The organism is Micromonospora sp. L5 (assembly GCF_000177655.2).
GTDB lineage: Bacteria > Actinomycetota > Actinomycetes > Mycobacteriales > Micromonosporaceae > Micromonospora > Micromonospora aurantiaca.
Window position 1 is genome coordinate 5,746,397 of sequence record NC_014815.1, and the last position, 23,239, is coordinate 5,769,635.

Annotated in this window: 22 protein-coding genes and 1 pseudogene; 12 read left to right on the plus strand and 11 right to left on the minus strand. The window is 73.2% G+C overall.

Annotated features, from left to right (window positions below; genetic code table 11):
- Nucleotides 1–6 precede the first annotated feature (6 nt).
- The 3 genes from ML5_RS26475 to ML5_RS26485 form a co-directional block, all read right to left on the minus strand.
- On the minus strand, nt 7–180 hold the full coding sequence (locus tag ML5_RS26475; RefSeq protein ID WP_222947376.1) for an NIPSNAP family protein: 174 nt from the start codon (nt 178–180) through the stop codon (nt 7–9).
- 23 nt (nt 181–203) lie between these two features.
- Complete coding sequence (locus ML5_RS26480) at nt 204–737, minus strand: flavin reductase family protein (protein ID WP_013476867.1); 534 nt, start codon at nt 735–737, stop codon at nt 204–206.
- Between the two features lie 69 nt (nt 738–806).
- Complete coding sequence (locus ML5_RS26485) at nt 807–1,598, minus strand: TetR/AcrR family transcriptional regulator (RefSeq protein ID WP_013476868.1); 792 nt, start codon at nt 1,596–1,598, stop codon at nt 807–809.
- 222 nt (nt 1,599–1,820) lie between these two features.
- Here ML5_RS26485 and helR point away from each other — a divergent pair, with 222 nt between their 5' ends.
- Entirely contained in the window at nt 1,821–3,992 is a 2,172-nt protein-coding gene (gene helR / locus ML5_RS26490) for an RNA polymerase recycling motor ATPase HelR (RefSeq protein WP_013476869.1), read from the plus strand.
- A 43-nt stretch (nt 3,993–4,035) separates the two neighbouring features.
- Here the strand turns inward: helR and ML5_RS26495 are convergent, their stop codons facing one another.
- The 4 genes from ML5_RS26495 to ML5_RS26510 all read right to left on the minus strand — a co-directional run bounded on the left by ML5_RS26495 (nt 4,036) and on the right by ML5_RS26510 (nt 7,651).
- Entirely contained in the window at nt 4,036–4,845 is an 810-nt protein-coding gene (locus ML5_RS26495) for an ABC transporter permease (RefSeq protein ID WP_013476870.1), read from the minus strand.
- Nucleotides 4,842–5,810 (minus strand): daunorubicin resistance protein DrrA family ABC transporter ATP-binding protein, encoded by a 969-nt coding sequence (locus ML5_RS26500; protein ID WP_013476871.1) that lies wholly within the window; start codon nt 5,808–5,810, stop codon nt 4,842–4,844. Before ML5_RS26500 ends, ML5_RS26495 begins: the two co-directional genes overlap by 4 nt.
- 66 nt (nt 5,811–5,876) lie before the next feature.
- Complete coding sequence (locus tag ML5_RS26505; protein ID WP_013286228.1) at nt 5,877–6,524, minus strand: response regulator transcription factor; 648 nt, start codon at nt 6,522–6,524, stop codon at nt 5,877–5,879.
- Nucleotides 6,524–7,651, minus strand: a complete 1,128-nt coding sequence (locus ML5_RS26510) for a sensor histidine kinase (protein WP_013476872.1) — start codon at nt 7,649–7,651, stop codon at nt 6,524–6,526. The genes ML5_RS26505 and ML5_RS26510 overlap by 1 nt, the downstream gene beginning before the upstream one ends.
- 118 nt (nt 7,652–7,769) lie before the next feature.
- Here ML5_RS26510 and ML5_RS26515 point away from each other — a divergent pair, with 118 nt between their 5' ends.
- Together ML5_RS26515 and ML5_RS26520 are read left to right on the plus strand one after the other, a co-directional pair.
- Nucleotides 7,770–8,603 carry an ABC transporter ATP-binding protein gene (locus tag ML5_RS26515; protein ID WP_013476873.1) on the plus strand — a complete coding sequence of 278 codons (834 nt, stop codon included), beginning with the start codon at nt 7,770–7,772 and terminating at the stop codon, nt 8,601–8,603.
- The gene (locus ML5_RS26520) at nt 8,600–9,571 is read left to right on the plus strand and encodes an ABC transporter permease subunit (RefSeq protein ID WP_013286225.1); all 972 of its coding nucleotides are present in this window, start codon (nt 8,600–8,602) and stop codon (nt 9,569–9,571) included. The genes ML5_RS26515 and ML5_RS26520 overlap by 4 nt, the downstream gene beginning before the upstream one ends.
- 50 nt (nt 9,572–9,621) lie before the next feature.
- Here the strand turns inward: ML5_RS26520 and ML5_RS26525 are convergent, their stop codons facing one another.
- Nucleotides 9,622–10,500 carry an alpha/beta fold hydrolase gene (locus ML5_RS26525; protein WP_013476874.1) on the minus strand — a complete coding sequence of 293 codons (879 nt, stop codon included), beginning with the start codon at nt 10,498–10,500 and terminating at the stop codon, nt 9,622–9,624.
- Nucleotides 10,501–10,598: 98 nt separating this feature from the next.
- Between ML5_RS26525 and ML5_RS26530 the strand changes: the two genes are divergently transcribed.
- Genes ML5_RS26530 through ML5_RS26540 form a run of 3 tightly spaced genes read left to right on the plus strand, consistent with a single transcriptional unit; the run spans nt 10,599 to nt 14,640 of the window.
- Entirely contained in the window at nt 10,599–12,566 is a 1,968-nt protein-coding gene (locus tag ML5_RS26530; protein WP_013476875.1) for a BTAD domain-containing putative transcriptional regulator, read from the plus strand.
- A 41-nt stretch (nt 12,567–12,607) separates the two neighbouring features.
- Nucleotides 12,608–13,999, plus strand: coding sequence for a pyridoxal-dependent decarboxylase (locus ML5_RS26535; RefSeq protein ID WP_013476876.1), 1,392 nt, complete (start codon nt 12,608–12,610; stop codon nt 13,997–13,999).
- A 5-nt stretch (nt 14,000–14,004) separates the two neighbouring features.
- A complete protein-coding gene (locus tag ML5_RS26540; protein ID WP_236619296.1) occupies nt 14,005–14,640 on the plus strand; it encodes a hypothetical protein in 636 nt (211 codons plus the stop codon).
- 113 nt (nt 14,641–14,753) lie between these two features.
- On the opposite strand, the gene ML5_RS26545 is transcribed toward ML5_RS26540, so the two are convergent.
- Nucleotides 14,754–15,548, minus strand: coding sequence for a class I SAM-dependent methyltransferase (locus ML5_RS26545; RefSeq protein WP_013476878.1), 795 nt, complete (start codon nt 15,546–15,548; stop codon nt 14,754–14,756).
- 189 nt (nt 15,549–15,737) lie between these two features.
- On the opposite strand from ML5_RS26545, the gene ML5_RS26550 reads away from it, so the two are divergent.
- From ML5_RS26550 to ML5_RS26560, 3 genes and pseudogenes are all read left to right on the plus strand, one after another.
- Nucleotides 15,738–16,574, plus strand: coding sequence for a CPBP family intramembrane glutamic endopeptidase (locus ML5_RS26550; protein ID WP_013476879.1), 837 nt, complete (start codon nt 15,738–15,740; stop codon nt 16,572–16,574).
- Nucleotides 16,574–17,729: pseudogene (locus tag ML5_RS26555) on the plus strand (sensor histidine kinase). Before ML5_RS26550 ends, ML5_RS26555 begins: the two are co-directional and overlap by 1 nt.
- Complete coding sequence (locus tag ML5_RS26560; protein WP_041784290.1) at nt 17,726–18,385, plus strand: response regulator transcription factor; 660 nt, start codon at nt 17,726–17,728, stop codon at nt 18,383–18,385. The pseudogene ML5_RS26555 and the gene ML5_RS26560 overlap by 4 nt, the downstream one beginning before the upstream one ends.
- A gap of 31 nt (nt 18,386–18,416) precedes the next feature.
- Here the strand turns inward: ML5_RS26560 and ML5_RS32990 are convergent, their stop codons facing one another.
- Nucleotides 18,417–19,181 carry a hypothetical protein gene (locus tag ML5_RS32990; protein WP_236619297.1) on the minus strand — a complete coding sequence of 255 codons (765 nt, stop codon included), beginning with the start codon at nt 19,179–19,181 and terminating at the stop codon, nt 18,417–18,419.
- 463 nt (nt 19,182–19,644) lie between these two features.
- On the opposite strand from ML5_RS32990, the gene ML5_RS26570 reads away from it, so the two are divergent.
- Complete coding sequence (locus ML5_RS26570) at nt 19,645–20,412, plus strand: DUF429 domain-containing protein (RefSeq protein WP_013476882.1); 768 nt, start codon at nt 19,645–19,647, stop codon at nt 20,410–20,412.
- Here the strand turns inward: ML5_RS26570 and ML5_RS32145 are convergent.
- Nucleotides 20,381–20,602 carry a hypothetical protein gene (locus tag ML5_RS32145; protein WP_143766957.1) on the minus strand — a complete coding sequence of 74 codons (222 nt, stop codon included), beginning with the start codon at nt 20,600–20,602 and terminating at the stop codon, nt 20,381–20,383. The genes ML5_RS26570 and ML5_RS32145 overlap by 32 nt on opposite strands.
- A 267-nt stretch (nt 20,603–20,869) precedes the next feature.
- On the opposite strand from ML5_RS32145, the gene ML5_RS26575 reads away from it, so the two are divergent.
- On the plus strand, nt 20,870–21,205 hold the full coding sequence (locus ML5_RS26575; RefSeq protein ID WP_013476884.1) for a nucleotide pyrophosphohydrolase: 336 nt from the start codon (nt 20,870–20,872) through the stop codon (nt 21,203–21,205).
- A 128-nt stretch (nt 21,206–21,333) separates the two neighbouring features.
- A complete protein-coding gene (locus ML5_RS26580) occupies nt 21,334–23,232 on the plus strand; it encodes a DUF2075 domain-containing protein (protein WP_013286206.1) in 1,899 nt (632 codons plus the stop codon).
- Nucleotides 23,233–23,239 lie beyond the last annotated feature (7 nt).

Here is a 23,239-nt window from a genome sequence, read left to right on the forward strand (position 1 = left end):
GGGTTGTCAGTCGGTGGGCAGGAGCGGGCGCATGAACGTGCGCTCGTACCGCAGGACGCAGCCCGACTCCTCGCGGATCCGGTCGGCGGCGACGAACTCGGGATCCACTCCGAACCGGGCCCGGTACTGCTCGTACGCCGCCAGGCTCTCGATCGTGTAGTGCACGACGCAGGTGATCACGCGGCCACGATAGCGGCGGCCGGTCAGGCGGCGGAGCGGCGGCCACCGGGGTCGGTCGTGTCGGCCAGGCCTGCGTACCGCCCCCTGTGGTAGAGCAACGGCGAGCCGACGTCGGCGTGCCGCAGCAGCTCCGGTTCGGCCAGCACGACGGCGTGGTCCCCGACGACAACCCGGTCCACCACCCGGCAGAGCAGCCAGGCCAGCGTGTCGTCAAGGACCGGCACCTCTTCCGGGCCGGGCCGCCAGCGGGTCGGCTCGGTGAATCGGTCGATCCCGCTGGTGGCGAACGTCCGGGCCACCTCGTGCTGGCCGTGCCCGAGCAGGTGCACACCGACGTGCCGGGCCCGGGACACCACCGGCCAGCTCGACGAGCCCCGGTCCAGGCAGAACGAGACGATCGGCGGCCGCAGCGATACCGCGGTGAACGAGGTGGCGGTGAACCCGGCCGCGGGCGGACCGGCGGCGGTGACCACTGTGACGGTGCTGGCCTGGTGCCGCAGCAGCGTCCGCAGCGCGTCGGCGTCGGCGTCGACCGGGGTGTCGGCAGGCTCGGTCACGGTGTTCCTCCAAGGTGTACGACGGGGGATCGTCGACCCCAGGGAGAGTTTCCTACCCAATCAGTAGGATCACAAGGTCTTCCCGGGCTCCGGCCCACCAGCGGCACGGTCGGCCACCACCACCGAGATGCCGTCGAGCACACGCTGGAGACCGAACTCGAAGGCGTGGTCCGGCCCGTACGCCGCGCCGTGCGCCATGCCGGCCGCGGTGCCGACCCGCGCGGCGAGCGGGAAACTGCCGGCGGTCATGAACTTCTCCAGCCAGGGCCCGTGCGTCTGCCACCACTGGTCGTCGGTCATCCCGGTCTCACGTTCCAGCTCGGCCACGTCCAGCGCGACCCGGGCCGCGTTCTTGGCGTGCCCCAGCACGAGCGTGAGCACCGCGTCCATCTCCACGTCGTCCAGCCCGATGTCCGCGACGGCGTGCAGTTCGTAGTCGTACTTGGCGAGCACGTTCGGGCCGAGCACCGGCCGGGTGGTCTCGGCGCGCAGCAGCCACGGGTGGGCCCGGTAGAGGGCGAGGTTGTCCCGCGCGACGCGTTCCAGCCGCCCCCGCCAGCCACCCGGCACGTCGGACGGGCGCGGCAGGTCACCGAGGACGGCGTCCACCATGACGTCGAGCAGTTCCGCCTTACCCGGCACGTACGTGTAGACGGACATGGTGCCCACGCCGAGCGCCTCGCTGACCCGGCGCATGGTGAGCGCGTCGATGCCGTCGGCGTCGGCGATCTCGATCGCGGTGCGCACGATCCGGTCGACGCTCAGGGCGGGACCGGTGCCGCGGCTGGCCGGCTCCTGGGTGCGCCAGAGAAGGGCCAGGCTGCGGGCGGGATCGGCCTTGCGCCGGCGCTCCTTCGACATGGTGCCGTCATCCTACCGGCCACACCGGTCACCGGCGGTCGGCGGGACGCCGGAAAGGGGAGCCCGAGAATTGTTCGCGCAAAAAGAATGGCGGGTTCTCCCGCCACTACCAACATATAGCGCACCCCCGGTCTTGCCGCAAGACCCGGGTGAGGGCGCACAATTGCCGGCCGTAACCCATTGCCGAGGCATTCGAAAGCCGCGAAGAGCGGAGGCTCGGCCGTGCCCGTGATCGGAGACGAGTTGAATCTGCCTGCCACGAGCGTTTTCGATCTTCCCGAGCGTCTGTCGGCGAAGGCCGGCCCGGACCTGATCGCCGCCGACGAGCGGCACTTCGCCGCCATCGCGGACAGCCTGCACCGTTCGATCGCCGAGTTGACCGACCGGCTCGACGCGACGCGCCGGACCGCGGGCGGCCGGGGCCGGCAGGCGGTCGACCGGGACCAGGAGGTCCGGCGGCTGAGTGCGCGCCTGCGTACGCTGCGCCGTTACGGCCTGGACCTGTGCCTGGGCCGGATGGTCGGCGCGGACGGCGGCGAACCGGTGTACGTGGGCCGGCTCGGCCTGACCGACGGCGCGGGCGGCCGGCTGCTGCTGGACTGGCGCTCCCCCGCCGCCGAGCCGTTCTTCGGCGCCACCCACGCCGACCCGATGGGCCTGGTCAGCCGCCGCCGGTACCGGTGGAGCCGAGGGCGGATCACCGACTACTGGGACGAGGTGTTCACCGCCGACGGCCTGGCCGGGCACGCCGCGCTCGACGACCAGTCGGCGTTCATCGCCAGCCTGGGCGCGACCCGGTCGGCGCGGATGCGCGACGTGCTCGGCACCATCCAGGCCGACCAGGACGCGATCATCCGGGCCGGGTCGCGGGGCGCGCTGGTGGTCGACGGCGGCCCCGGCACCGGCAAGACGGTGGTGGCGCTGCACCGGACCGCGTACCTGCTGCACGCCGACCCGCGGCTGGGCGAGCGCCGGGGCGGGGTGCTGGTGGTGGGGCCGCACCAGCCGTACCTGAACTACGTGTCGGACGTGCTGCCCAGCCTGGGTGAGGAGGACGTGCAGATCTGCACGCTCGCCGACCTGGTGCCCGAGGGCGCGGCGGCGGCGCCGGAGACCGACCCGGAGGTGGCCCGGCTGAAGGCGTCCGCGGACCCGGTGCGGGCGGTCGACGCCGCGGTCCGGTTCTACGAGGAGCCGCCCGCGACCGGGATGACAGTCGGCGTCGGGGACGGCGAGCTGCGGCTGACCGCCGACGACTGGACGACGGCGTTCGAGGCGGCCGGACCGGGCGTCCCGCACAACGAGGCCCGCGACGACGTGTGGGAGGAACTGCTCACGATCCTGGTGGAGAAGTACCGCGGCGACGAGCCGGAGGAGGCGGTGCGCCGGGCGCTGGTGCGCGACCGGGAGCTGGGCACCGCGTTCGGCCGGGCGTGGCCGCTGCTCGACCCGCTCGACGTGGTGGCCGACCTGTGGTCGGTACCGGCCTACCTGCGCCGGTGCGCGCCCTGGCTGAGCGTCGAGGAGATCCGTACGCTGCGGCGGGCCGACGCCCGGACGTGGACGGTGGCGGACCTGCCGTGGCTGGACGCGGCCCGGCGGCGGGTCGGTGACCCGGAGGCGTCGCTGCGGCGGCGCCGCGACGAGGCGGTGCTGGCCGCGCAGCGCGTCGAGATGGACACGGTGGTCGACGCGCTGATCGCGTCGCACGCCTACGACGACGGCGAGGGTCTGATGACCATGCTGTACGGCGAGGACATGCGGACCAGCCTGGTCGACTCCAGCGCGTTGAGCGCGGCGGATCCGGACCTGCTGGCGGGGCCGTTCGCGCACGTCGTGGTGGACGAGGCGCAGGAGCTGACCGACGCGCAGTGGCAGATGCTGCTGGCGCGCTGCCCGTCGCGCAGCTTCACAGTGGTCGGTGACCGGGCGCAGGCGCGGCACGGGTTCACCGAGTCGTGGCCGGAGCGGCTGGCGCGGGCCGGGTTCGACCGGGTCGAGGTGGCGACGCTGACCGTCAACTACCGCACCCCGGCGCAGGTGATGGCGGCGGCCGAGCCGGTGATCCGGGCCGTCCTCCCGGACGCCAACGTGCCCACGTCCATCCGCGACGGCGCCCCCGTGCGGTACGGCGACCGCGCCGAGCTGCGCGCGGTGGTGGACGGCTGGCTCGCCGCCCACGGCGAGGGCGTCGCGTGCGTCGTCGGCGATCCGGCGTTCCCGGCCTCGGACCGGGTCCGGTCGCTGAGCCCGGTGCTGGCCAAGGGCCTGGAGTTCGACCTGGTGGTGCTGGTCGACCCGGAGTCGTTCGGCGACGGGATCGCCGGGGCGGTGGACCGGTACGTCGCGATGACCCGGGCCACCGGCGAGCTGGTCGTGCTCACCGGGCCGTGACCGGCGCCCCGGGGGCGGCACGCTGCCGCCCCCGGGGTCCGGCTCAGCGGCTCAGCGCCCGGTAGCGGCGCAGCGACAGCGGCAGGAACACCGCGACGAGCACCAGCGGCCACAGCACCGCCAGCAGCGGGTGATGTGCGGCCACCCACGAGTCGCCGCCCCAGCCGGGGTTGCCGAACAGCTCCCGGGTGGCCCCGACGGTCGCGGACAGCGGGTTCCACTCGGCGACCGCGCCCAGCCACGCGGGCATCGTGGACGGTGCCACGAACGCGCTGGACAGGAAGCCGAGCGGGAACTCCAGCGTCTGCACGGCGGTGACCGCGCTCTGCCCCTTCACGGTCAGGCCGAGGAAGATGCCCACCCAGACCAGCGCGAACCGCAGCAGCAGGATCAGCCCGAGCGCGGCGAGCGTGTCGCCGAGGTCGCCGCGCGCCCGCCATCCGACCGCCAGGCCGACGCCCAGCATGACGGCGAGCGTCACCACCGCGAACATCAGGTCGGCGGCCGCGCGGCCGAGCAGCGGGGCCAGCCGGGACACCGGCATGGACCGCAGCCGGTCGGTGACGCCGCGGTCCAGGTCCGCCGAGACCGCCATGGTGGTCATGCTGATGCCGAAGACCATGGTCATGGCGAACATGCCGGGCATCAGGAACTCGCGGTAGCTGCCGCCGCCGGGCACCTGGAGCGCGCCGCCGAACAGGTACGCGAACATCAGCACCATCAGGATGTCGAAGCCCAGCGAGCCGATCAGCGGGCCGGGCTCGCGCCGCCAGTGCGCCAGCGCGCGCCCGGTGAGCGTCAGGCCGTCACCGGCCAGGGACGCACGCCGGGCCGGGGTCACCGTCGCGGTCACGCGGTCACCTCCACGCCGGTACGGGCGGCGGACGGCGCGCCGGTGAGCTGGAGGAACACCTCGTCCAGTGTGGGTCGCCGCAGCGCCACGTCGGCCACGCCCACGCCGTCGGCGTCCAGCGCGCGCAGCACCTCGGTCAGCGCGCCCGCCCGGTCGCCGACCTGGGCGCTGACCGCCCGGCGGTCCGGATCGACTGCCGGTTCGGCAAGGGCGACGGCGCGCAACCGCCCGGCGGCTGTGGCCAGGTCGGCGGCGTCGCGGACGACCAGTTCGATCCGGTCGCCGCCGAGCCGGGACTTGAGCGCGTCAGGTGTGCCCTCGGCGATCACCCGGCCGGCGTCGAGCACGCAGACGCGGTCGGCGAGCTGGTCGGCCTCGTCCAGGTACTGCGTGGTCAGCAGCACCGTGGTGCCGCCGCGTACCAGGTCGCGTACCGCCTCCCACACCTCGTTGCGCCCGCGCGGGTCCAGCGCCGTGGTCGGCTCGTCGAGGAACAGCACCGACGGCGCGAGGATCATCCCGGCGGCCAGGTCGAGGCGGCGGCGCATGCCACCGGAGTACGTGCGTACCGGCCGCCCGCCGGCGTCGGCGAGCCCGAACCGGTCGAGCAGTTCGGTGGCGCGCCGCCTCGCCCCGGCCCGGTCCAGGTGGAACAGGCGGCCGAAGATCACCAGGTTCTCCCGCCCGCTCAGTGCCTCGTCCACAGCGGGGTGCTGCCCGACCAGACCGATGCGGTGGCGCACCCGGTCGGCCTGTCCCGCCACGTCGAAGCCGGCGACCTCGGCCCGCCCGGCGTCGAAGCGCAGCAGCGTGGCCAGGATGCGGACGGCTGTGGTCTTGCCCGCCCCGTTCGGGCCGAGCAGCCCGCACACGGTGCCCGGTCGCACCCGCAGGTCGAATCCGTCGAGCGCGGCGGTGTCCCCGTATCGCTTGCGCAGGCCCTCCGCCAGGATCGCATGTTCCACGACTGTGCCCCCTCCGTTGACGACGGCCGCTAACGTACAACGTACGGTAGCGCGTCCGCCAACGTTTCAGTCGACCACGCGGTGCTCCCAGGCCCAGACCGCGATCTCGGTACGGTTCCGCAGGCCGAGCTTCGTCTGCACCGCCGACACGTGGCTCTTCACGGTGCTCAGTGAGATGAACAGCTCCGCGCCGATCTCCAGGTTCGTCCGGCCCCGGGCGATCTCCCGTACCACCTCGATCTCCCGCTCGGACAGCGCCGGGCGGCGCTCGTCGCGGGGCGGCGCGGGCGGGGTCAGGTGCCGCAGCAGCCGGACCGTCACCGACGGGGACACGAGCGCGTCACCCTGGTACGCCGCCCGGACCGCCTCCACCAGCAGCGCCGGTCCGGCGTCCTTGAGCAGGAACCCGGCCGCTCCCCCGCGCAGCGCGCCGTAGACGTACTCGTCCAGGTCGAACGTGGTGACCACGACGACCCGCAGCGGGTCGGCCACCTCGGGCCCGGCGAGCGCCCGCGTCACCTGGAGCCCGTCGAGCCGCGGCATCCGGATGTCCACCAGGCAGACGTCCGGGCGCAGCCGGCGGGCCTGGGCTACCGCGTCGACGCCGTCGGCCGCCTCGGCGACCACTGTGATGTCGGGCTGGTCCTCCAGGATCAGCCGCAGCCCGCCGCGGACCATCGCCTGGTCGTCGGCGAGCAGCACCCGGATCGTCATCACGCCCTCCCGTTCGGCACTACCGCCCGCACCGACCACCCGGCGCCGGAGCGGGGACCGGCGCGCAGCGTGCCGCCGAGGGCCTCGACCCGCTCGCGCAGGCCGATCAGGCCGTATCCGCCCCGCTGCTCGGCGGAAACGCCGGAAACGCCGGACGCGTCGTCGGTCACCTCGACCACCACCGCGTCCGGCTCCTGCGACACGTCCACGGTGACCTGGCCGGCGTGCGGGGCGTGGCGGGCCACGTTCGTCAGCGCCTCCCGGACGATCCGGTGCACGGTGCTGGTGACCTCCGGCGGCCAGGCCGTCTCCCCCGGCAGCCGCAGCCGCACCGGCGGGCCCTGCCGGCGGAACCGCTCGACCAGTTCCGCGATCTGCTCGGTACCGGCCGAGGCCGGCGGCGCGTCGGCGGTGTCGCGCAGCACCCCGACCAGGCGGCGCATGGCCCGCAGCGCCTCGCCGCCGGCCGCCTCGATGCCGGCCAGCGACTCGGTGGCGCGCGCCGGATCCCGCCGCCCGACCAGGTGGGCGGCCTGCGCCTGCACCACCATGCCGGTGACGTGGTGCGCCACCACGTCGTGCAGCTCCCGGGCCAACTCCAGCCGCTCGTCGCGGCGTACCCGCTCGGCCGCGGCCCGGGCCCGCTCGTCGAGCAACCGCAGCGTGAGCCCCGCGACGACCCCGCCGAGCCAGCACAGCCCGTTGAGCGCCACCACCCCGGACCCGCCCGCCCCCGGCCGGACCGCCGCCCACGCCCCGGCCGCCACCACGAGACCACCTGCGGCGATCAGGCCGGCGGGCAGCGGCGGCAGTGCGCGTACCGCCGATCCGACCAGGACGGCCGACGCCAGCGCCAGCGCCGGCCCCGGCTCGGTGGGCAGGTCGAACAGCCGGGCCGCGGCGACTGCCGACCCGGCGACGGCGAGTCCGGCAGTGGCCGTGACGACGCGCTGCCGATGGCGTACCAGAGCCAGCACGCCGACCACGACGGCGGCCGCGCCGCCGGGGAGCCAGTACCGCAGACCCCAGCTCGCGGCGACCGCCACCGCCTGGACGCCGATCGCGGCGAGCAGCACCACGGCGAGCCCCGCCGTCGCCGCAACCCGGGTGAGCCGTTCGGTAGCCATGCCCAGCACGCTAGGAGATCGCGGGCCGGGCCGAACCGGCCGAAAGTAGGGTCCGCCGCGCGCCGGACCCTGCTCCGGACCGATGCCCGCCGGTCCGGACGTGCCCAGGATGAGCCGCATGCATCCACCACACGCCCTGCACGCCGAGCGGCTGACCAAACGGTACGGCCGCCGCACCGCGCTTGCCGACTGCGACCTGAGCGTTCCGCGCGGGCACGTGGTCGGCCTGGTCGGCCCCAACGGCGCCGGAAAGTCCACGCTGCTGCAACTGGCCTGCGGGCTGATCGCGCCGACCTCGGGCACGTTGACGGTGCTCGGCTCGCCACCGGCCGCCGACGCCGCGCACCTGGCCCGGGTCGGTTTCGTCGCCCAGGACACGCCGGTCTACGCCTCCCTCACCGTCGCCGAGCACCTGCGGATGGGCGCCTGGCTGAACCCGTCCTGGGACTCGACGCTGGCCCGGCGGCGCGTCGACGAGGTCGGCCTAGACCCGGCGCAGAAGGCGGGCCGGCTCTCCGGCGGCCAGCGCGCGCAACTGGCCCTCGCGCTGGCCGCCGCGAAACGTCCCGAGCTGCTGATCCTCGACGAGCCGGCCGCCGCGCTGGACCCGCTTGCGCGCCGCGAGTTCATGCACGGGCTGGCCGGATTCGTGCGGGAACTCGGCGCGGGCGCGGTGCTCTCCTCGCACCTGCTCGGCGATGTGGCGCAGGTCTGCGACCACCTGGTCGTGCTCTGCGGCGCCCGGGTGCAGGTGGCCGGTCCGGTCCCGGACCTGCTCGCCACGCACCACCGGACAGCCGCGGCGCCCGCCGGGGCCGACGTGGTCTGGGCCGAGCCCGGCCGCGTCGTGGTCCGGGGACCGGCGGTACGCGACGGCGCGCCGGTCACTCTGGAGGAACTGGTCCTGGCGTACCTGTCCCGGGCCGCCACCCGCCCGGCGGTGACCCGATGATCCGGATGACGGTGCGGCAGTTCCGCCTCCCGGCGCTCGTCGGCGCCGCCCTGCTGGTGCTGGCCGGCGCCTACCTGCTGCGCCTCGGCGCGGACATCCGCGCCGTACCGGATCCGGCCCGGCTGCCCGACCGGTACGCGCAGACGATGCTGTTCCTCGCCGGCGGCTTCGCGCTGGTGCCCGCGCTGATCGGGGCCTTCTGGGGCGCGCCGCTCGTCGCCCGGGAACTGGAGCAGGGCACGCACCGGCTGGTGTGGAACCAGAGCGTGCCCCGCCGCCGCTGGCTGGCGGTCAAGCTGGCGGTGCTCTCGGCCGCCGCCGCGCTCGTCGCCGGTGTGCTCGGTGCGCTGCTGACCTGGGCGGCCTCGCCCGTCGACCGGGTCGCCGGCGACCGGTTCAGCACCGTGCTGTTCGGCGCGCGCGGCGTCGCACCGGTCGGGTACGCGGTGTTCGGCCTCGTCCTCGGCGTGGTCGCCGGGCTGCTGCTGCGCCGCACCCTGCCGGCGATGGCAGTGGTGTTCCTGGCCGTGGTCGTGGTGCAGCTCGCGGTGCCGAACCTGCTGCGCCCGCACTACCTGCCGCCGGAGCGCATCACCGTGCCGATGACCGCCGACACCGTCAACCGGGCCCGCAACCTGGGCAGCATCACCGGCTCCCCTGTGGTCGGCGGGCTGGACGTGCCGGGCGCCTGGGTCACCGACATCAGCCCGCTGCGGACCGCCGACGGGCGTCAGCTCTCCGACGAGGCGTTCGGCACCTGTTTCCGCGATCCGCCGCGTACCGGCGCCACCGGCACGTTCGGCGACACGGCGGTCTGTCTCGGCGCGCTCGACCTGCACGTGGACCTGGCCTACCAGCCGAACCGCCGGTTCTGGGCGTTCCAGTGGATCGAGCTGGCGCTCCACCTCGGCGCGGCCGGTCTGCTGGCGGCGCTCGGCCTGTGGCACGTCCGGAGACGGGCCGGCTGAGCGGACGGGGGCGGACGGTCCGGGCGCCGCGCGCGCCCGGACCGCCGTACCTACCGCTTGAGCAGCGCGCGCAGCGCCCCGGCGATCTCGCCGGGTGCCTCCTCGGCCATGAAGTGCCCGGCCGTGGTGGTGCGGTGCTCCAGGTCCGGTGCCCAGGCCCGCCACACCGCCGCCGCGTCGTAGCCCAGCGCGGCGCCCCAGTCCTGCTGGATGACGGTGACCGGCATGGTCAGCTGCCGCCCGGCGTCCCGGTCCGCCCGGTCGTGCGCCACGTCGATCCCGGCCGACGCCCGGTAGTCGGCGACGATCGAGTCGACCGCCTCCCGGGAGGCACGCAGGTACTCGGCGCGCACCTCCGCCGGCATGGCCGCCGGGTCACCGGCCCAGGCGTCCAGGAAGTGCCCGAAGAACGCGTCGGCGCTCGCCGCGATCATCGTCTCGGGCAGGCCGGGCGGCTGGGCCATCAGGTAGAGGTGGAACGCCACCGAGGCGGAGGCGCCGTGCAGCACGTCCCACATGTCGAGGGTGGGCAGCACATCAAGCGACGCCAGGTGGGTGACCGCGTCCGGGTGGTCCAGGCCGGCCCGGACCGCCACCAGGGCGCCCCGGTCGTGCCCGGCGAGCGCGAACCGCTCGTGTCCGAGCGCGCGGGCCAGCGCCACCACGTCGGCGGCCATGGTCCGCTTGCTGTACGTGTCCTCGGTGTGCGCGGCCGGCTTGTCGCTGGCGCCGTAGCCGCGCAGGTCGGGGCAGATCACCGTGTGCTCGCCTGCCAGGTCGGCGGCGACGTGCCGCCACATCAGGTGGGTCTGCGGGAAGCCGTGCAGCAGCACGACCGGGCTGCCGGAGCCCCCCACCGCCACGTTCAGCGCCACGTCCTCGGCGACCGGAACGCGCTGGTAGTCGAATCCCGCGATGGTGGTGCTCATCTCGATCCCTCTTTCGTCTCGTCGTACCGGTCCAGCGTGGCGGCGCCGGATGAGCAACCGATGAGCGCGATACGGTGACCCGGGTCGAGGAGGGGTCGGTGCCTGTCGGTTTCGGTGTGCTGGGTCCGGTCACGGCCTGGGACGACGCGGGTGCGCCGGTCGACCTGAAGGGGCCCCGGCACCGGGCCGTGCTGGCGCGGCTGGTCGCCGCCCGGGGCCGGACCGTGCCGGTCGGGCAGATCGTCGACGACCTGTGGGACGACCCGCCGCCCGGCGGGGTGGGCGCGGTCCGCACGTTCGTCGCGGCGCTGCGCCGCCGCCTGGAACCGCACCGTCCGCCACGCGAGCCGGCCCGGCTGCTGGTCACCGACGGACCGGGGTACGCGCTGCGCGCCGACCCGGACACCGTCGACGCCTGGCGGTTCGAGGACACGGTCACCGCAGCGGCCGACGCGCTGCCCCGGGCCGCGCTGGACCGGCTCGACGAGGCGCTGGGCTGGTGGCGCGGACCCGCGTACGCCGACTTCGACCAGCCGTGGGCGCACGCCGAGCGGTCCCGGCTGGACCAGATCCGGCTGACAGCCGTCGAGCGGCGGGCCGAGGCGCTGCTGGCGCTGGACCGGGCCACCGACGCCGTACCCGATCTCGACGCCCACGTCGCCGCGCACCCGTGGCGGGAGGACGGGTGGGCGCTGCTGGCGTCGGCGCTCTACCGGGCCGGGCGGCAGGCCGACGCGCTCGCCGTGCTGCGCCGCGCCCGGGAACTGCTGCGCGACCAACTCGGCCTGGACCCGGGACCGCGGCTGCGGCGGCTGGAGACCGACCTGCTGCGCCAGGCCGAACCCGAACCGACCGGCCCGGCGCGGGTCTGGGCGGAGACCGCGGCGGCGTACGAGCGCAGTGTGGTCCCCGGCGCGCGGGCCCGGCTGGAGTCGACGGTCGGGCTGCTGCGCAGCCTCGCGGTGACCGGGCCGGGCGGACTGGAGGCCGCCCGGGACCAGCGCGAGGCGGCCATCACCGCGGCCGAGCAGCTGGGCGACCCGGAGTTCACCGCGCGGGTCATCGGCGGGTACGACGTACCCGCGATCTGGACCCGCTCGGACGACCCGGCGCAGGCGGCCCGGGTCGTCGCGGCCGCGGAGCGGGCCCTCGCCGGGCTGGGCCCGGACGCGCCGGAGGCGACCCGCGCCCGGCTGCTGGCCACCGTCGCCATCGAGTCCCGCGGTACGGCGTCGCCGCGCCCCGCCGAGGCCGCGCGGGAGGCGGAGGCGATCGCCCGGCGGGTGGCCGACCCGGCGCTGCTGGCCCAGGCCCTCAACGGCGTGTACATGCAGACGTTCCACCGCGCGGGGCTGGCCGCCGAGCGGGACGGGATCGGCGCCGAACTGGTCGCGCTCGCGGCGCGGCACGGCCTGGCCACAGTGGAGATCCTCGGACATCTGATCCGGGTGCAGGCGCGGAGCGCACTCGCCGACTTCACCACCGCCGACGCGCACGCCGAGGCGGCGGACCGGCTCGCCGCCCGGCACGAGAGCCCGCTCGTCGGCGTGTTCACCGGCGGCTACCGGGCCATGCGGACAGCCGCCACCGGAGCCGCGTACCCGGACGCGGAGGCGGCGTACCGGTCGTGGGCGACCGGACTGGCCGGCTGCGGCATGCCCGGCGTGGAACGCGGGCTGGCGCCGCTGGCGCTGCTCTGCCTGCGGGTGTGGCACGACCTGCCGGCCGTCTTCCCGGCGGACACGGACTGGGGCCCGTACGCGCCCTGGGCCCGCCCGCTGCTCCTGCTCGCCGACGGCCGGCGCGAGGAGGCCGCCAAGGCATTGCGGCGCACCCCGGCGCCGCCGCGTGACCTGCTCATGGAGGCGCTGTGGTGCCTGACCGGCCGCGCCGCCGTAGCGCTGGGCGACCGGGACGCGATGCTCCGGGCACGGTCCGCGCTCGCCCCGGCGGCAGGCGAGCTGGCAGGGGCAGGCAGTGGTCTGCTCACCGTGGGACCGGTCGCCGTGCACCTGGACCGGCTCGACGCCGCACTCGGGATGACCGGCGGTCAGGACCGTTCATGACGGCGGCTCGGATGGAACGCGCCCTCGGCTAGGGTGCGGCGATGGACGAGCTGAGGCACCTGTTCCGGCGCGCCGCCGACCACGCGGCCGACTACCGGCTGTCGCTGCCGGAGCGGCCGGTCGGCGTACCCGTGGACCAGGCCGTGCTGAACGAGGCGTTCGCCGGCCCGCTGCCGGACGCGCCCACGCCGCCCGAGCGGGTCCTCGCGGAGCTGGTGGCCGCCGCCGAACCGGGACTCGTGGCCACCGCCGGGCCGCGCTACTTCGGCTTCGTCGTCGGCGGCGCCTCCCCGGCCGCGACCGCCGCCGACATGCTGGCCGCCGGATGGGACCAGATCGCGTTCAACGCGGTCACCTCCCCCGCCGCGGTGGCCGCCGAGACGGCCGCCGGGACCTGGCTCAAGGAGCTGCTCGGCATCCCGGCGACCGCGTCGACCGGTTTCGTCACCGGCGGCCAGGCCGCCAACACCGCAGGGCTCGCCGCCGCCCGCCACCAGGTGCTCGCCGACGCCGGCTGGGACGTGGAACGACGCGGCCTGCCCGGCGCGCCGGCGGTCCGCGTGTTCGCCGGCGCGGAACGGCACGCCACCATCGACAGGTCGCTGCGCCTGCTCGGCCTCGGCACCGACGCGCTGCACCCGGTGTCCACCGGCCCGCAGGGCGCGATCGACCCGGACGCGCTGGCGGCGGCGCTGCGCGACGCCGGTCCCGGACCGACGATCGTCTGCCTGCAGGCGGGCAACGTGAACACCGGTGCGTGCGACGACCTGCGCCGCGCCTGCGACCTCGTCCACCGGCACGGCGGCTGGGCGCACGTGGACGGCGCGTTCGGGCTGTGGGCGGCCGCCAGCCCCACCACCCGGCACCTGGTGGACGGGCTGGAGACGGCCGACTCGTGGGCCTGCGACGGCCACAAGTGGCTGAACCTGCCGTACGACACGGCGTTCGCGTTCTGCGCCCGGCCCGACGTGCACGCGGCGGCCATGTCGTACACGGCCACGTACCTCGTGGGTTCCGGTGGGGTGCCCGCGGGCGCGGACCTGACCGCGGAGTCCTCCCGCCGCGCCCGTGGTTTCGCGGTCTGGGCGGGCCTGCGGGAGCTGGGCCGCGACGGCGTCGCCGCGCTGGTGGAGCGGTGTTGTGCGCTGGCCCGGCGGTTCGCCGACGGCCTGAGCGCGGCCGGGTTCGAGGTGGTGAACGACGTGGTGCTCAACCAGGTGCTGGTCGGGTTCGGCGACGACGCGCGCACCGACCGGGTGGTGGCCGCGGTGCAGACCGACGGGACGTGCTGGGCAGGCGGGACGACGTGGCGGGGACGCCGGCTGATGCGGATCTCGGTGTCGAACGCGACCACCACGGAGGCGGACGTCGACCGGTCGGTGGCGGCGATCGCCCGGCTGGCTCACGGGATCGGCGGCGAGCTGGTTCACTGAGCACCGTGACGTGGCGGCGGGCGGCTTCGATGGTGGCGGTGCTGGTCCTGGCCGTGGCGGCCGTCGGCGGGTGGCGTTGGTGGCACCAGCACCCGCCGTACGGGCCGGAAGCGCTGCACCTCCGCTCGTCCCTGGAGTTCGTCGGCTACGAGGAGGCGCAGGCCGCTCTCGGGCCGGCGTACCAGGCGCCGGTGATGTCCGACGGTGACCAGCTGGTGCTGGGCCGCGTGTCGTGGCAGAAGCCACCGGCACCGCTTGAGGGCGGGTACTTCGCGCTGTTCCTCATCGACAAGCGCACGGATCTCAAGCCGTCGGTGTTCGCGGTGGCCGCGCCGCAGGAGAGCGTCGGCATGGGCAGCGCCGGTGTGGAGAACAGGATCCCCGACCGCTACCCGTGGTTGCGCGGCGCGGGCGACATCCGGGTCAGCGAGCACGAGTGGCTCAGCGTCGGCAGCCGCCTGGGGATCGTCGACGCCGCCGCCTCACCCCTGACGTTCGTCGTCCGGTTTCCCCACCTGGAGAGACACGAGCGGGTACACCCGATCGCCACCGCGCCCGTGACGTTGCCGGACCTGCTGCTGGCGCTCGTCTACATGGGACCGGACGGGCAGGTGTACTGGGCGCAGCGGTTGCAGGGCTGACCGATCGAGCGTGTCAGCGCCGACGACGTCGAGGATCCTGACCGCACCGGAGGGCTTCACATGCGCGTCGTGGCCCGCCGGATCGGGCAACAGCCGACAGCAGGCGGCGCGCGCTAGCCCTCGTCACGCACGCCGCACTGCATCCAGACCCGCACATTCTCGATCACCTCGGTCCTCCCGCCGAGGGCGTCGCGCACGTCGGCGGCGAACGTCGCCCGCTGCCGCGAGGACGGCAACCGTTCGGCCGACATGGCGGAGAAGACGCCGCCGACCATGTCGTCGACGGTGAGCGGCGCGTCGTACCGCACCGATGTCTCCTCGTACCGGTAACCGGCACGCACGAGCGCCTTCCGGTTGCGCCGACGCCCGGCCTCGTCGGTCTGGCATCGTCCGGTCACCGGGTGGCCGAGCATCCGTTCCAGGCAGCCGCGCAGTGCGGCCGACCATTCGGTGTCCTGCATCCACAGCGGTTCGCCGTTGGTGACGACGGCGATGCCACCTCCGGGGCGCACCAACGGCCGGGCCGCCTCGAACAGGGCGTCGCGGTCCACGAAGTGAATGGCGACGGCGACGGTCAGCGCACCGACCGTCCGCCCGCCCAGAAGCCGGGCCAACGCGGGCACGTCACCATCGCTGCCGAGCACCCAGGTGGCGTTGCCGATGCCCTGGTCAAGGGCGGTACGCCGGGCGATCGCCAGCATGTCCGGCTCGGGATCCATGCCGATGACCGTGCCCACCCGGTCGGCGAGCGGGAGGCTCAACTGACCGGTGCCGCAGCCGAGGTCGACCACCGTGTCGTCGGCACCGAGCTGGAAGGCTGCCGCCAGGGCGTCGAGCACCTCGGGCGGATAGCCGCGCCGATGCTGCGCATAGTAGGTCGCCACCTCACCGCCGAAGCCCGTCGCCATGCCGGCAGCCTGTCCGCCGCGGTCGTCTCCGAGCCAGCATTTCTGCTGAGGGCAGGCCCTCGAAGCGCTTGTCCCCCGTGCGAGCTACCCGCAAGTGTCCACCGCACGGTGACGATTCCCGGCCTGCGAATCCATAGCGTTCCAGGTGAACCGCGGCGCTCCGGCCGCGGACCTCTCGAAGGAATCGTCATGCGTGTGGTGAAGCAGTTCCTGGCCGTCGTCGCGGTCAGTCTCGTCGGCAGCCGGGCGGTCGTCGCGGCACAGGACAACGCCTGGCTCAGCCTGATCCTCGGCGTCGCGACCGCCGCGGCCGCGATCATGGTGTACGGGTGGGTGGTGCGCCGCACCGAACGCCGCGAGGTCACCGAGCTGGCCCGGGACGGCGCGGCCGCAAGGCTCAGCCGCGGGGTGCTGATCGGGTTCGCCATGTTCGCGGCGGTCATCGTCAACATCGCCCTCATGGGCGGTTACCACGTACACGGTCTCGGCTCGGTGTCCGGCGCGGTGGGCATCTTCGGGTTCATGGCCGCCGCGGCGGTGACCGAGGAGCTGATGTTCCGCGGTCTGCTGTTCCGCCTGGTCGAGGAGCGGCTCGGTACGTGGCTCTCGCTGCTGCTGACCGGCGTACTGTTCGGCCTGATGCACCTGCTGAACCCGGGCGCCAGCCTGTGGGGCGCGACCGCCATCGCGATCGAGGCGGGGTTCATGCTGGCGGCCTGCTACGCCGCGACCCGCAACCTGTGGGTGCCGATCGGCCTGCACTTCGGGTGGAACTTCGCCGCCGGCGGCGTCTTCAGCGTCGTCGTCTCCGGCAACGGCGACTCGGCGGGGCTGCTGGACGCCGGCACGTCGGGTTCGACGCTGCTCAGCGGCGGCGACTTCGGGCCGGAGGGCAGCCTCTACACGGTGGCGGCCGGGGCGGCGCTGACAGTGGTCTTCCTCTGGCTGGCCCACCGCCGCGGCCACATCGTGACGCGGCGCCGCCGCGCGGCCGAGGCCCCGGCGGAGAGCGTTAAGGTCTCCTGATGATCACCCGACGGATGCTCCCGGACTCGTGGCGGCAGTGGCCCGTCACGGTCCGGGATCTCCCGCTCGCACTGGTGATCGCGCTCGCATCAGTGACCCCACCGCTGCGCGGCATCGGTACGCAGCTCGGCGATCTGCCCGCTCGGCCGTTCGACGCGCTCACAGTCGTGGTGATCGCCCTGGAGTGCCTTCCGCTGGCGCTGCGCCGCAGCCGTCCGGCGCTGTCCCTCGCCCTGGTGTCGCTCGGCTTCGCGCTCGACCAGGTACGCGCCTACCACACCTTCGCGGGCACCGCGCTCGCCATCGCACTGCTGAGCGCTGGCGCCCACCTGGACCGCGGACGCAGGACCACCCTGCTCGTCGGCTCCCTCGCGTACGTCGGACTGGCCGTCGCCCTCGACCGGCAGGGGTCGACCGAAGGGGTGGTCGGCTTCACCACGTTCTACCTGCTGCTGGCGCTCGCCTGGGGCACCGGGTCGTGGCTGCGGCAGAACCGCGCCGCCGAGGCCGAGCGCCGCCGGCACGTCGCCGAGACCGCCCGCGCCGCCGAACGCGCCCGCATCGCCGGGGAGCTGCACGACGTGGTGACCCACCACGTGACGGCGATGGTGGTGCAGGCCGAGGCGGCCCGCTACCTGACCGCCGCCCCCGACCGGCTCGACACCACACTGACCGCCATCACCGACACCGGCCGCCGCGCCATCGGCGACCTGCGGGTGCTGCTCGACGTGCTCAACCCCGACCACGGTACGGAGCCGCGTACACCCTCGGCCGGCGAACTGCAGGCCCTGGTGGAGCAGACCCGGCAAGCCGGGCAGCCGGTGGAGTTCACGCAGGAGGGCAGCCCGGCGGAGGTGACCGGCGGCGCGGAGGTGGCCGCGTACCGGGTGGTCCAGGAGGGCGCTGACGAACGCCCTCAAACACGCACACGGCCGCCCCACCACTGTGCACGTACACCATGGCGACAGGGAGATCACTGTGGAGATCAGCACGGAGGGCCCCGGCACGCGCGCCGCGGGTCCGGGCGGAAGCGGACGCGGCCTCGCCGGGCTGCGCGAGCGCGTCACGCTGCTCGGCGGCGAATTCGACGCGGGGCGCCGGGCGGGCGACGGCTTCGTGGTCCGCGCGCGCATCCCCACCGGGAGCGCGTCGTGACCGCCCCGATCCGGGTGCTGGTCTGCGACGACCAGGCGCTGATCCGTACCGGATTCACCACAATCATCGACGCGCAGCCGGACATGGCCGCGGTGGGTGAGTGCGGCGACGGCCGCGCCGCTGTCGACCTCGCCGGCCGCCTGCGGCCCGACTTGGTGGTGATGGACGTACGCATGCCGGTGCTCGACGGCATCGAGGCGACCCGCCTCCTGGCCGGCGCGGGCGTCGCCCACCCGGTCAAGGTGCTGGTGGTGACGACGTTCAACCTCGACGAGTACGTCTACGAGGCGCTGCGCGCCGGCGCGAGCGGGTTCCTGCTCAAGGACGCCCCACCGGCGCAGCTGCTGCACGGCATCCGCACCGTCGCCTCCGGCGCCGCGCTGCTCGCGCCGGAGGTGACACGGCAGCTCGTCGGCCGGTACGCGGCGCGGATCCGTCCCGCCGAGGGCACGCCGGCGGACGTGGGGCTGACGCCGCGGGAGCTGGAGGTGCTGCGGCTGATCGCCGACGGGCTGTCGAACAGCGAGATCGCGGCGCGGTTGGTGATCAGTCAGGAGACGGTGAAGACGTACGTGTCGCGGATCCTGACGAAGCTGGACCTGCGCGATCGGGTGCAGGCGGTGGTGTACGCGTACCGCACCGGCCTGGTGACCTGAGTACGGATCCGCGGGCCGTGTCCGATCCGCGTCATCGGCGGCGCTTGTTCAGGCTCGGCAGACCGCCGGAAACAGTCCGGACGGTGCCATCCGGATTGCTGCGGACCCGCTTGGGCGGAGCCTCGTTGACACGCCGCCCGGCCAGATCCGCAGCGCTCAGCGTGACCACGACCGGATCCCTCGCCAGCCACTCCCGCAGCTTGAGCAACGCCTGCTCGATGTCGTCGATGCCCGTCAGCGAACGGATCGCCGGCAGCGCCCTGGCCGGGTCAACGAGCAACAGCTGGGCGACCTCCGCAGCGCTCAGTTGCCGCGGAGTTACGTCTCCCGTCGGCACGAGGGACGCGTGGATCATCCCGTCGTCCAGCCAGAGCCACATCGGCCGCTTACCGTCACCCGCCTTGATCCGCGGCGGAACCGGGTACGCCTGCCGCCTCGACTGAGCAGGAACGGTGGTACGCAACGCGGCGGGTGCGCCCGGCGGCGTAGCGGGACGCGCCGGCCGGGTGGTCGCGGGTCGTCGCGCTCGTATGAACGCGTCTGCGTGTACCCACTGATCAGGCGCGAACCAGATCAGCAGGATGGCGCCCACGCGCGGCGATGCCGGGTCCGCAATCGTGATCTGCGCATACCGCCGCGCGTGATCGGCTGCCGGCAGTGGTCGGATGTCCACGACTGCGGGCAGCGGGATCCGTCGGGTGTCCGGCTTCCACCAGAGAAGGAACCGTCGCCGCCGAAGGACGAGATGCTCCCCCTCGAATGCCGCGTTCCAGCGCCTCCCGAGCAATTCGACCACCCCTCACTCCGTTCCGACAGATCCTGTCCAAGTCATCGACTGTCGGAGCCGGCCAGCTGGAGCTCCTACCGGTCCGTCTCGCGGTCGACGGCGCGCACGACGGCCTGGAAGGCATCCGCCGTGAGCCGGTCCCCCCGGCGTCCAACCGTGGGCGATCATGCGACCGCCCGGGGGCGATCCGAAAGCCCACGAGCCGGCTGTGGCTTTCTTCCCCACACCTCGCGTACAGACGATCTCCCCCGCTGACGGCATCCAATCAGCAACCACGGTGGGAAGGTCAGGAAGAGCGTCACGAATGCAATCCTGGTCAGCGGATATTCGGCCGCCAATCCTCCATACCGACACAGGCCTACGGCGTTTCACCTCCGGACGTAGCGGCTCGGCCAGCGCCGATCGAACGGCCGACATCCAGGTGGCGTCGCGAATGATGTCTTCACTCTCCGGCACCCCTACGGTAGGACGAATGTTGACGGCCGGGATCGACCTTGCAGCAGAGGACTCGAATACAGCGGTGGCCTGGATCCGGTGGACAGCGAAAGGCGGGATGCTCGAAAACCTGATCGTCGGCGCCGATGACACGGAACTTCTTCGCACGGTCTCGACGGCGGACAAGGTCGGAATCGATTGCCCTCTGGGCTGGCCTGTACCGTTCGTCGACTTCCTCGTGTCTCACCATCGGGGTGAGCTCGCCGTCGCAGCCGATCTGAGCGGGCGTGCCTGGCGCAGAAGCCTCGTTTGGCGGCGCACTGACAAGGTGACCCACACACTGATCGGCCGGCCTCCGTTGACTGTGGCAGCAGACAGGATCGCCCACATGGCCATGCGATGTGCCGCCCTGCAGGCGCGGCTCGCCGAGGACGGCCAGCGGGTTGACCGCACCGGCACCGGCACCCTCGTCGAGGTGTACCCAGCGGCGTCGCTGAAAAAGTGGGGTCTCCCCTACCGGGGGTACAAGGGCTCGCGTAACGGAACCGCCCTCGGCGAGCTGGTGGACAAACTGATCACCGCCGCTCCCTGGCTGCACCTCGGCGCGTTTGAGCGTGAGTGTCGTAGCACCGATCATGCTATTGACGCGGTGGTGGCTGCTCTGACCGCTCGGGCGGCGGCGGTGGGTCAGGCAACCCGGCCCGGACCAGCCGACCTGGCCACCGCTGCTGTCGAGGGCTGGATCGCCGTGCCGAATGAACCGCTGGCCAGCCTCATCGACCAAAGTGCGAGGCGGACGACGTGACGGTCTTTACGGAACATGCCACCCGGTCAGGACGTGCGGTGTCGTCGAAGAGTGCTCGTACCCCGAAGGTCCGGGCGAGGGTGACGGCGAGGTCCCGCTGGTCCTGGCCGTTGGCGTCGAGGAGTTCGGTGTCGCCGGTCAGCATCCAGCCGAACCTCTCGCCCGCATCAGGCGAGGTACGCATCGCCACCGGGCGGGGGTCGTCCGCGGCCCAGTCATCGATCCGCCCGATGTAAACCGCGTCAGGTGCGATGCCGTACTCCCGTTCAAGGAAAAGGCGGAAGCGTCCGCCGGCAGCTTGCCCTCGAAGTGGATCTGATACCGCACCCTCTTCTGCCCCCGGTTCCTCTCGTTAGGAGAGAGGCCTCCGACGCCCGCCGGTCAAGACTCACGTGTCGAACCTTCTCACCGGGCTGGGCTCCCGTGACCGGCCGGCCCGCGGTGTCAGACTGCCGACATGGACGATTTGACGGCTCTGGTGCGGGCGTTCGCGGAGGAACGTGACTGGCAGCAGTTCCACACGCCGAAGAACCTCGCCATGGCACTCGCCGGCGAGGTCGGTGAACTGGTCGCCGAGTTCCAGTGGCTGACCCCGGAGCAGGCCGCCACGGTGATGGACGACCCCGAGGCGGGCGCACGTGTGCGGGCGGAAATCGGCGACGTCATGATCTACCTGACGAGACTGGCGGACGTCCTCGGCATCGACCTGACGGAGGCCGCAGTCGCCAAGTTGGCCGAGGTGTCCGTCCGCTATCCGGCTGGAGAAGTCAGAGGTTCTGCGGCCAAGCGATAGCGGGGCGTGCCGGAGAATGATCTCTCCGCTACAGTCCACCCGGTACAAGCGCGTAACGACGGGCTTCCGGTCGTCGCCGGACACGCCCCCCATGCGCACGATCATTTCGTGCTGCCCGGGGGCAAGTCGTGTCAGCCTTTCGCACCTCCGCCGACGGACTGCTGCGCTACGCGGCCGGTGGCGCCCTCGCCGACCGGATCGCGGAGCACATCGGGCACAACGTGAGCGCCTCCGAACGGCGGTCCTGGGAGCGGAGCCTGCCGGTGCTCGCCCAGGATCTCGCCGACGCGGGTCTCGGGCAGGTCGAGATGCTCGTGGAGTACCAGCTCCCGCTGACCAGCAAGCGGATCGACGTCGTCCTCGCCGGAACACATCCGAAGACGGCCGAGGACTCCTACGTCGTGGTGGAGTTGAAGCAGTGGTCCCGGGTCGAGTCGTACGAGGGATCAGAGAGCCTGGTCCTGGTCGAGCACGCCGCCACCCCTCGGCTGCATCCGGGCGTGCAGGTCGAGGACTACTGCGAGTACCTCGCGGACTTCCTCGGGGTGCTCGCCCATTCGCGCAACCCGATCGTCGGGGCCGCCTACCTGCACAACGCCGTCGACCGCGACGTCGACGACCTCTTCGCCCGGCGGGCGACGGAGCAGAGCCGGATCTTCACCAAGCAGCGCCGCGGCCGGTTCCTCGACTACCTGCGAAACCACCTGGCCCCCGGCTCCGGCGCAGCCGCCGCGGACCGCTTCCTCACCAGTTCGGTACGCCCCAGCAAGCACCTGCTGTCCTACGCCGCCGCCGAGCTGAAGGACCGGTCCCACTTCACCCTGCTCGACGAGCAGCGCCTGGCGTACGAGCTGGTGTTGCACGCCGTGGAGCGTGCGCGCAGCGCCGACCGCAAGTCGGTAGTGGTGGTGGCCGGCGGGCCGGGCAGCGGCAAGAGCGTCATCGCACTCTCGGTGCTCGGTGAACTGGCCCGGCAGCAGCGCTCGGTCATGCACGCCACGGGTTCGCGATCGTTCACCCAGACGCTGCGGCGTTACGCGGGCAAGGGCTCCACCCGGTTGAAGAACCTGTTCGGTTACTTCAACAGCTTCATGACCGCCGAGCGGAACGGGCTCGACGTGCTGATCTGCGACGAGGCGCACCGGATCAGGGAGACCTCGGTCAACCGGTTCACGCCGAAGGCGAAGCGGGACCGTGCCCGGCCGCAGATCGACGAGCTCCTCGCCGCGGCCCGGGTACCGGTCTTCCTGCTCGACGAGCACCAGGTGGTCAAGCCGGGCGAGTTGGGGAACGTCGAGGTCATCTCCACGTACGCGAAACAGCTCAATCTGGATGTCGAGGTCGTGTCGCTGCACGACCAGTTCCGGTGCGGCGGCAGTGAGGCGTACGAGGAGTGGGTCGTCGACCTGCTCGGCCTCGACGGCGGCAAGCCGTCGGTGTGGGCCGGAGACGGACGCTTCGACCTGCGGCTGGCGAGTTCGCCGGAGGAGATGGAGGCGTTCCTGGCCGCGAAGCAGGCGGCCGGGGAGACGGCGCGGATGTCGGCCGGGTACTGCTGGCCGTGGAGCGACCCGCTGCCGGACGAGTCCCTGGTCGCCGACGTACGGATCGGTGGTTGGGCGCGTCCCTGGAACGTGAAGAGCGACCGCAGCGTCGGCGACGCGCCGGGCAGCGCGTTCTGGGCCACCGATCCGCACGGATTCGGCCAGGTCGGTTGCGTTTACACCGCACAGGGCTTCGAGTACGAGTGGTCCGGTGTCATCCTCGGACCCGACCTGGTCGCCCGCGACGGCCGGCTGGTGACCCAGCGGGCGGAGTCGAAGGACCCCGCATTCCGCAGCCGCAAGTCGCTCAGTGACGCGGAGGCCGACCGCCTGATCCGTAACACCTACAAGGTGCTGATGACGCGAGGCATGCGCGGCACGATCCTGTACTCGACAGACGCCGAGACCCGGGCATGGCTCAACTCGCTGATCCGCGTGGAACGTGGTCTCGAGACGATCTACGAGCCGAGCGGCGGTTCATAGTTCCCAA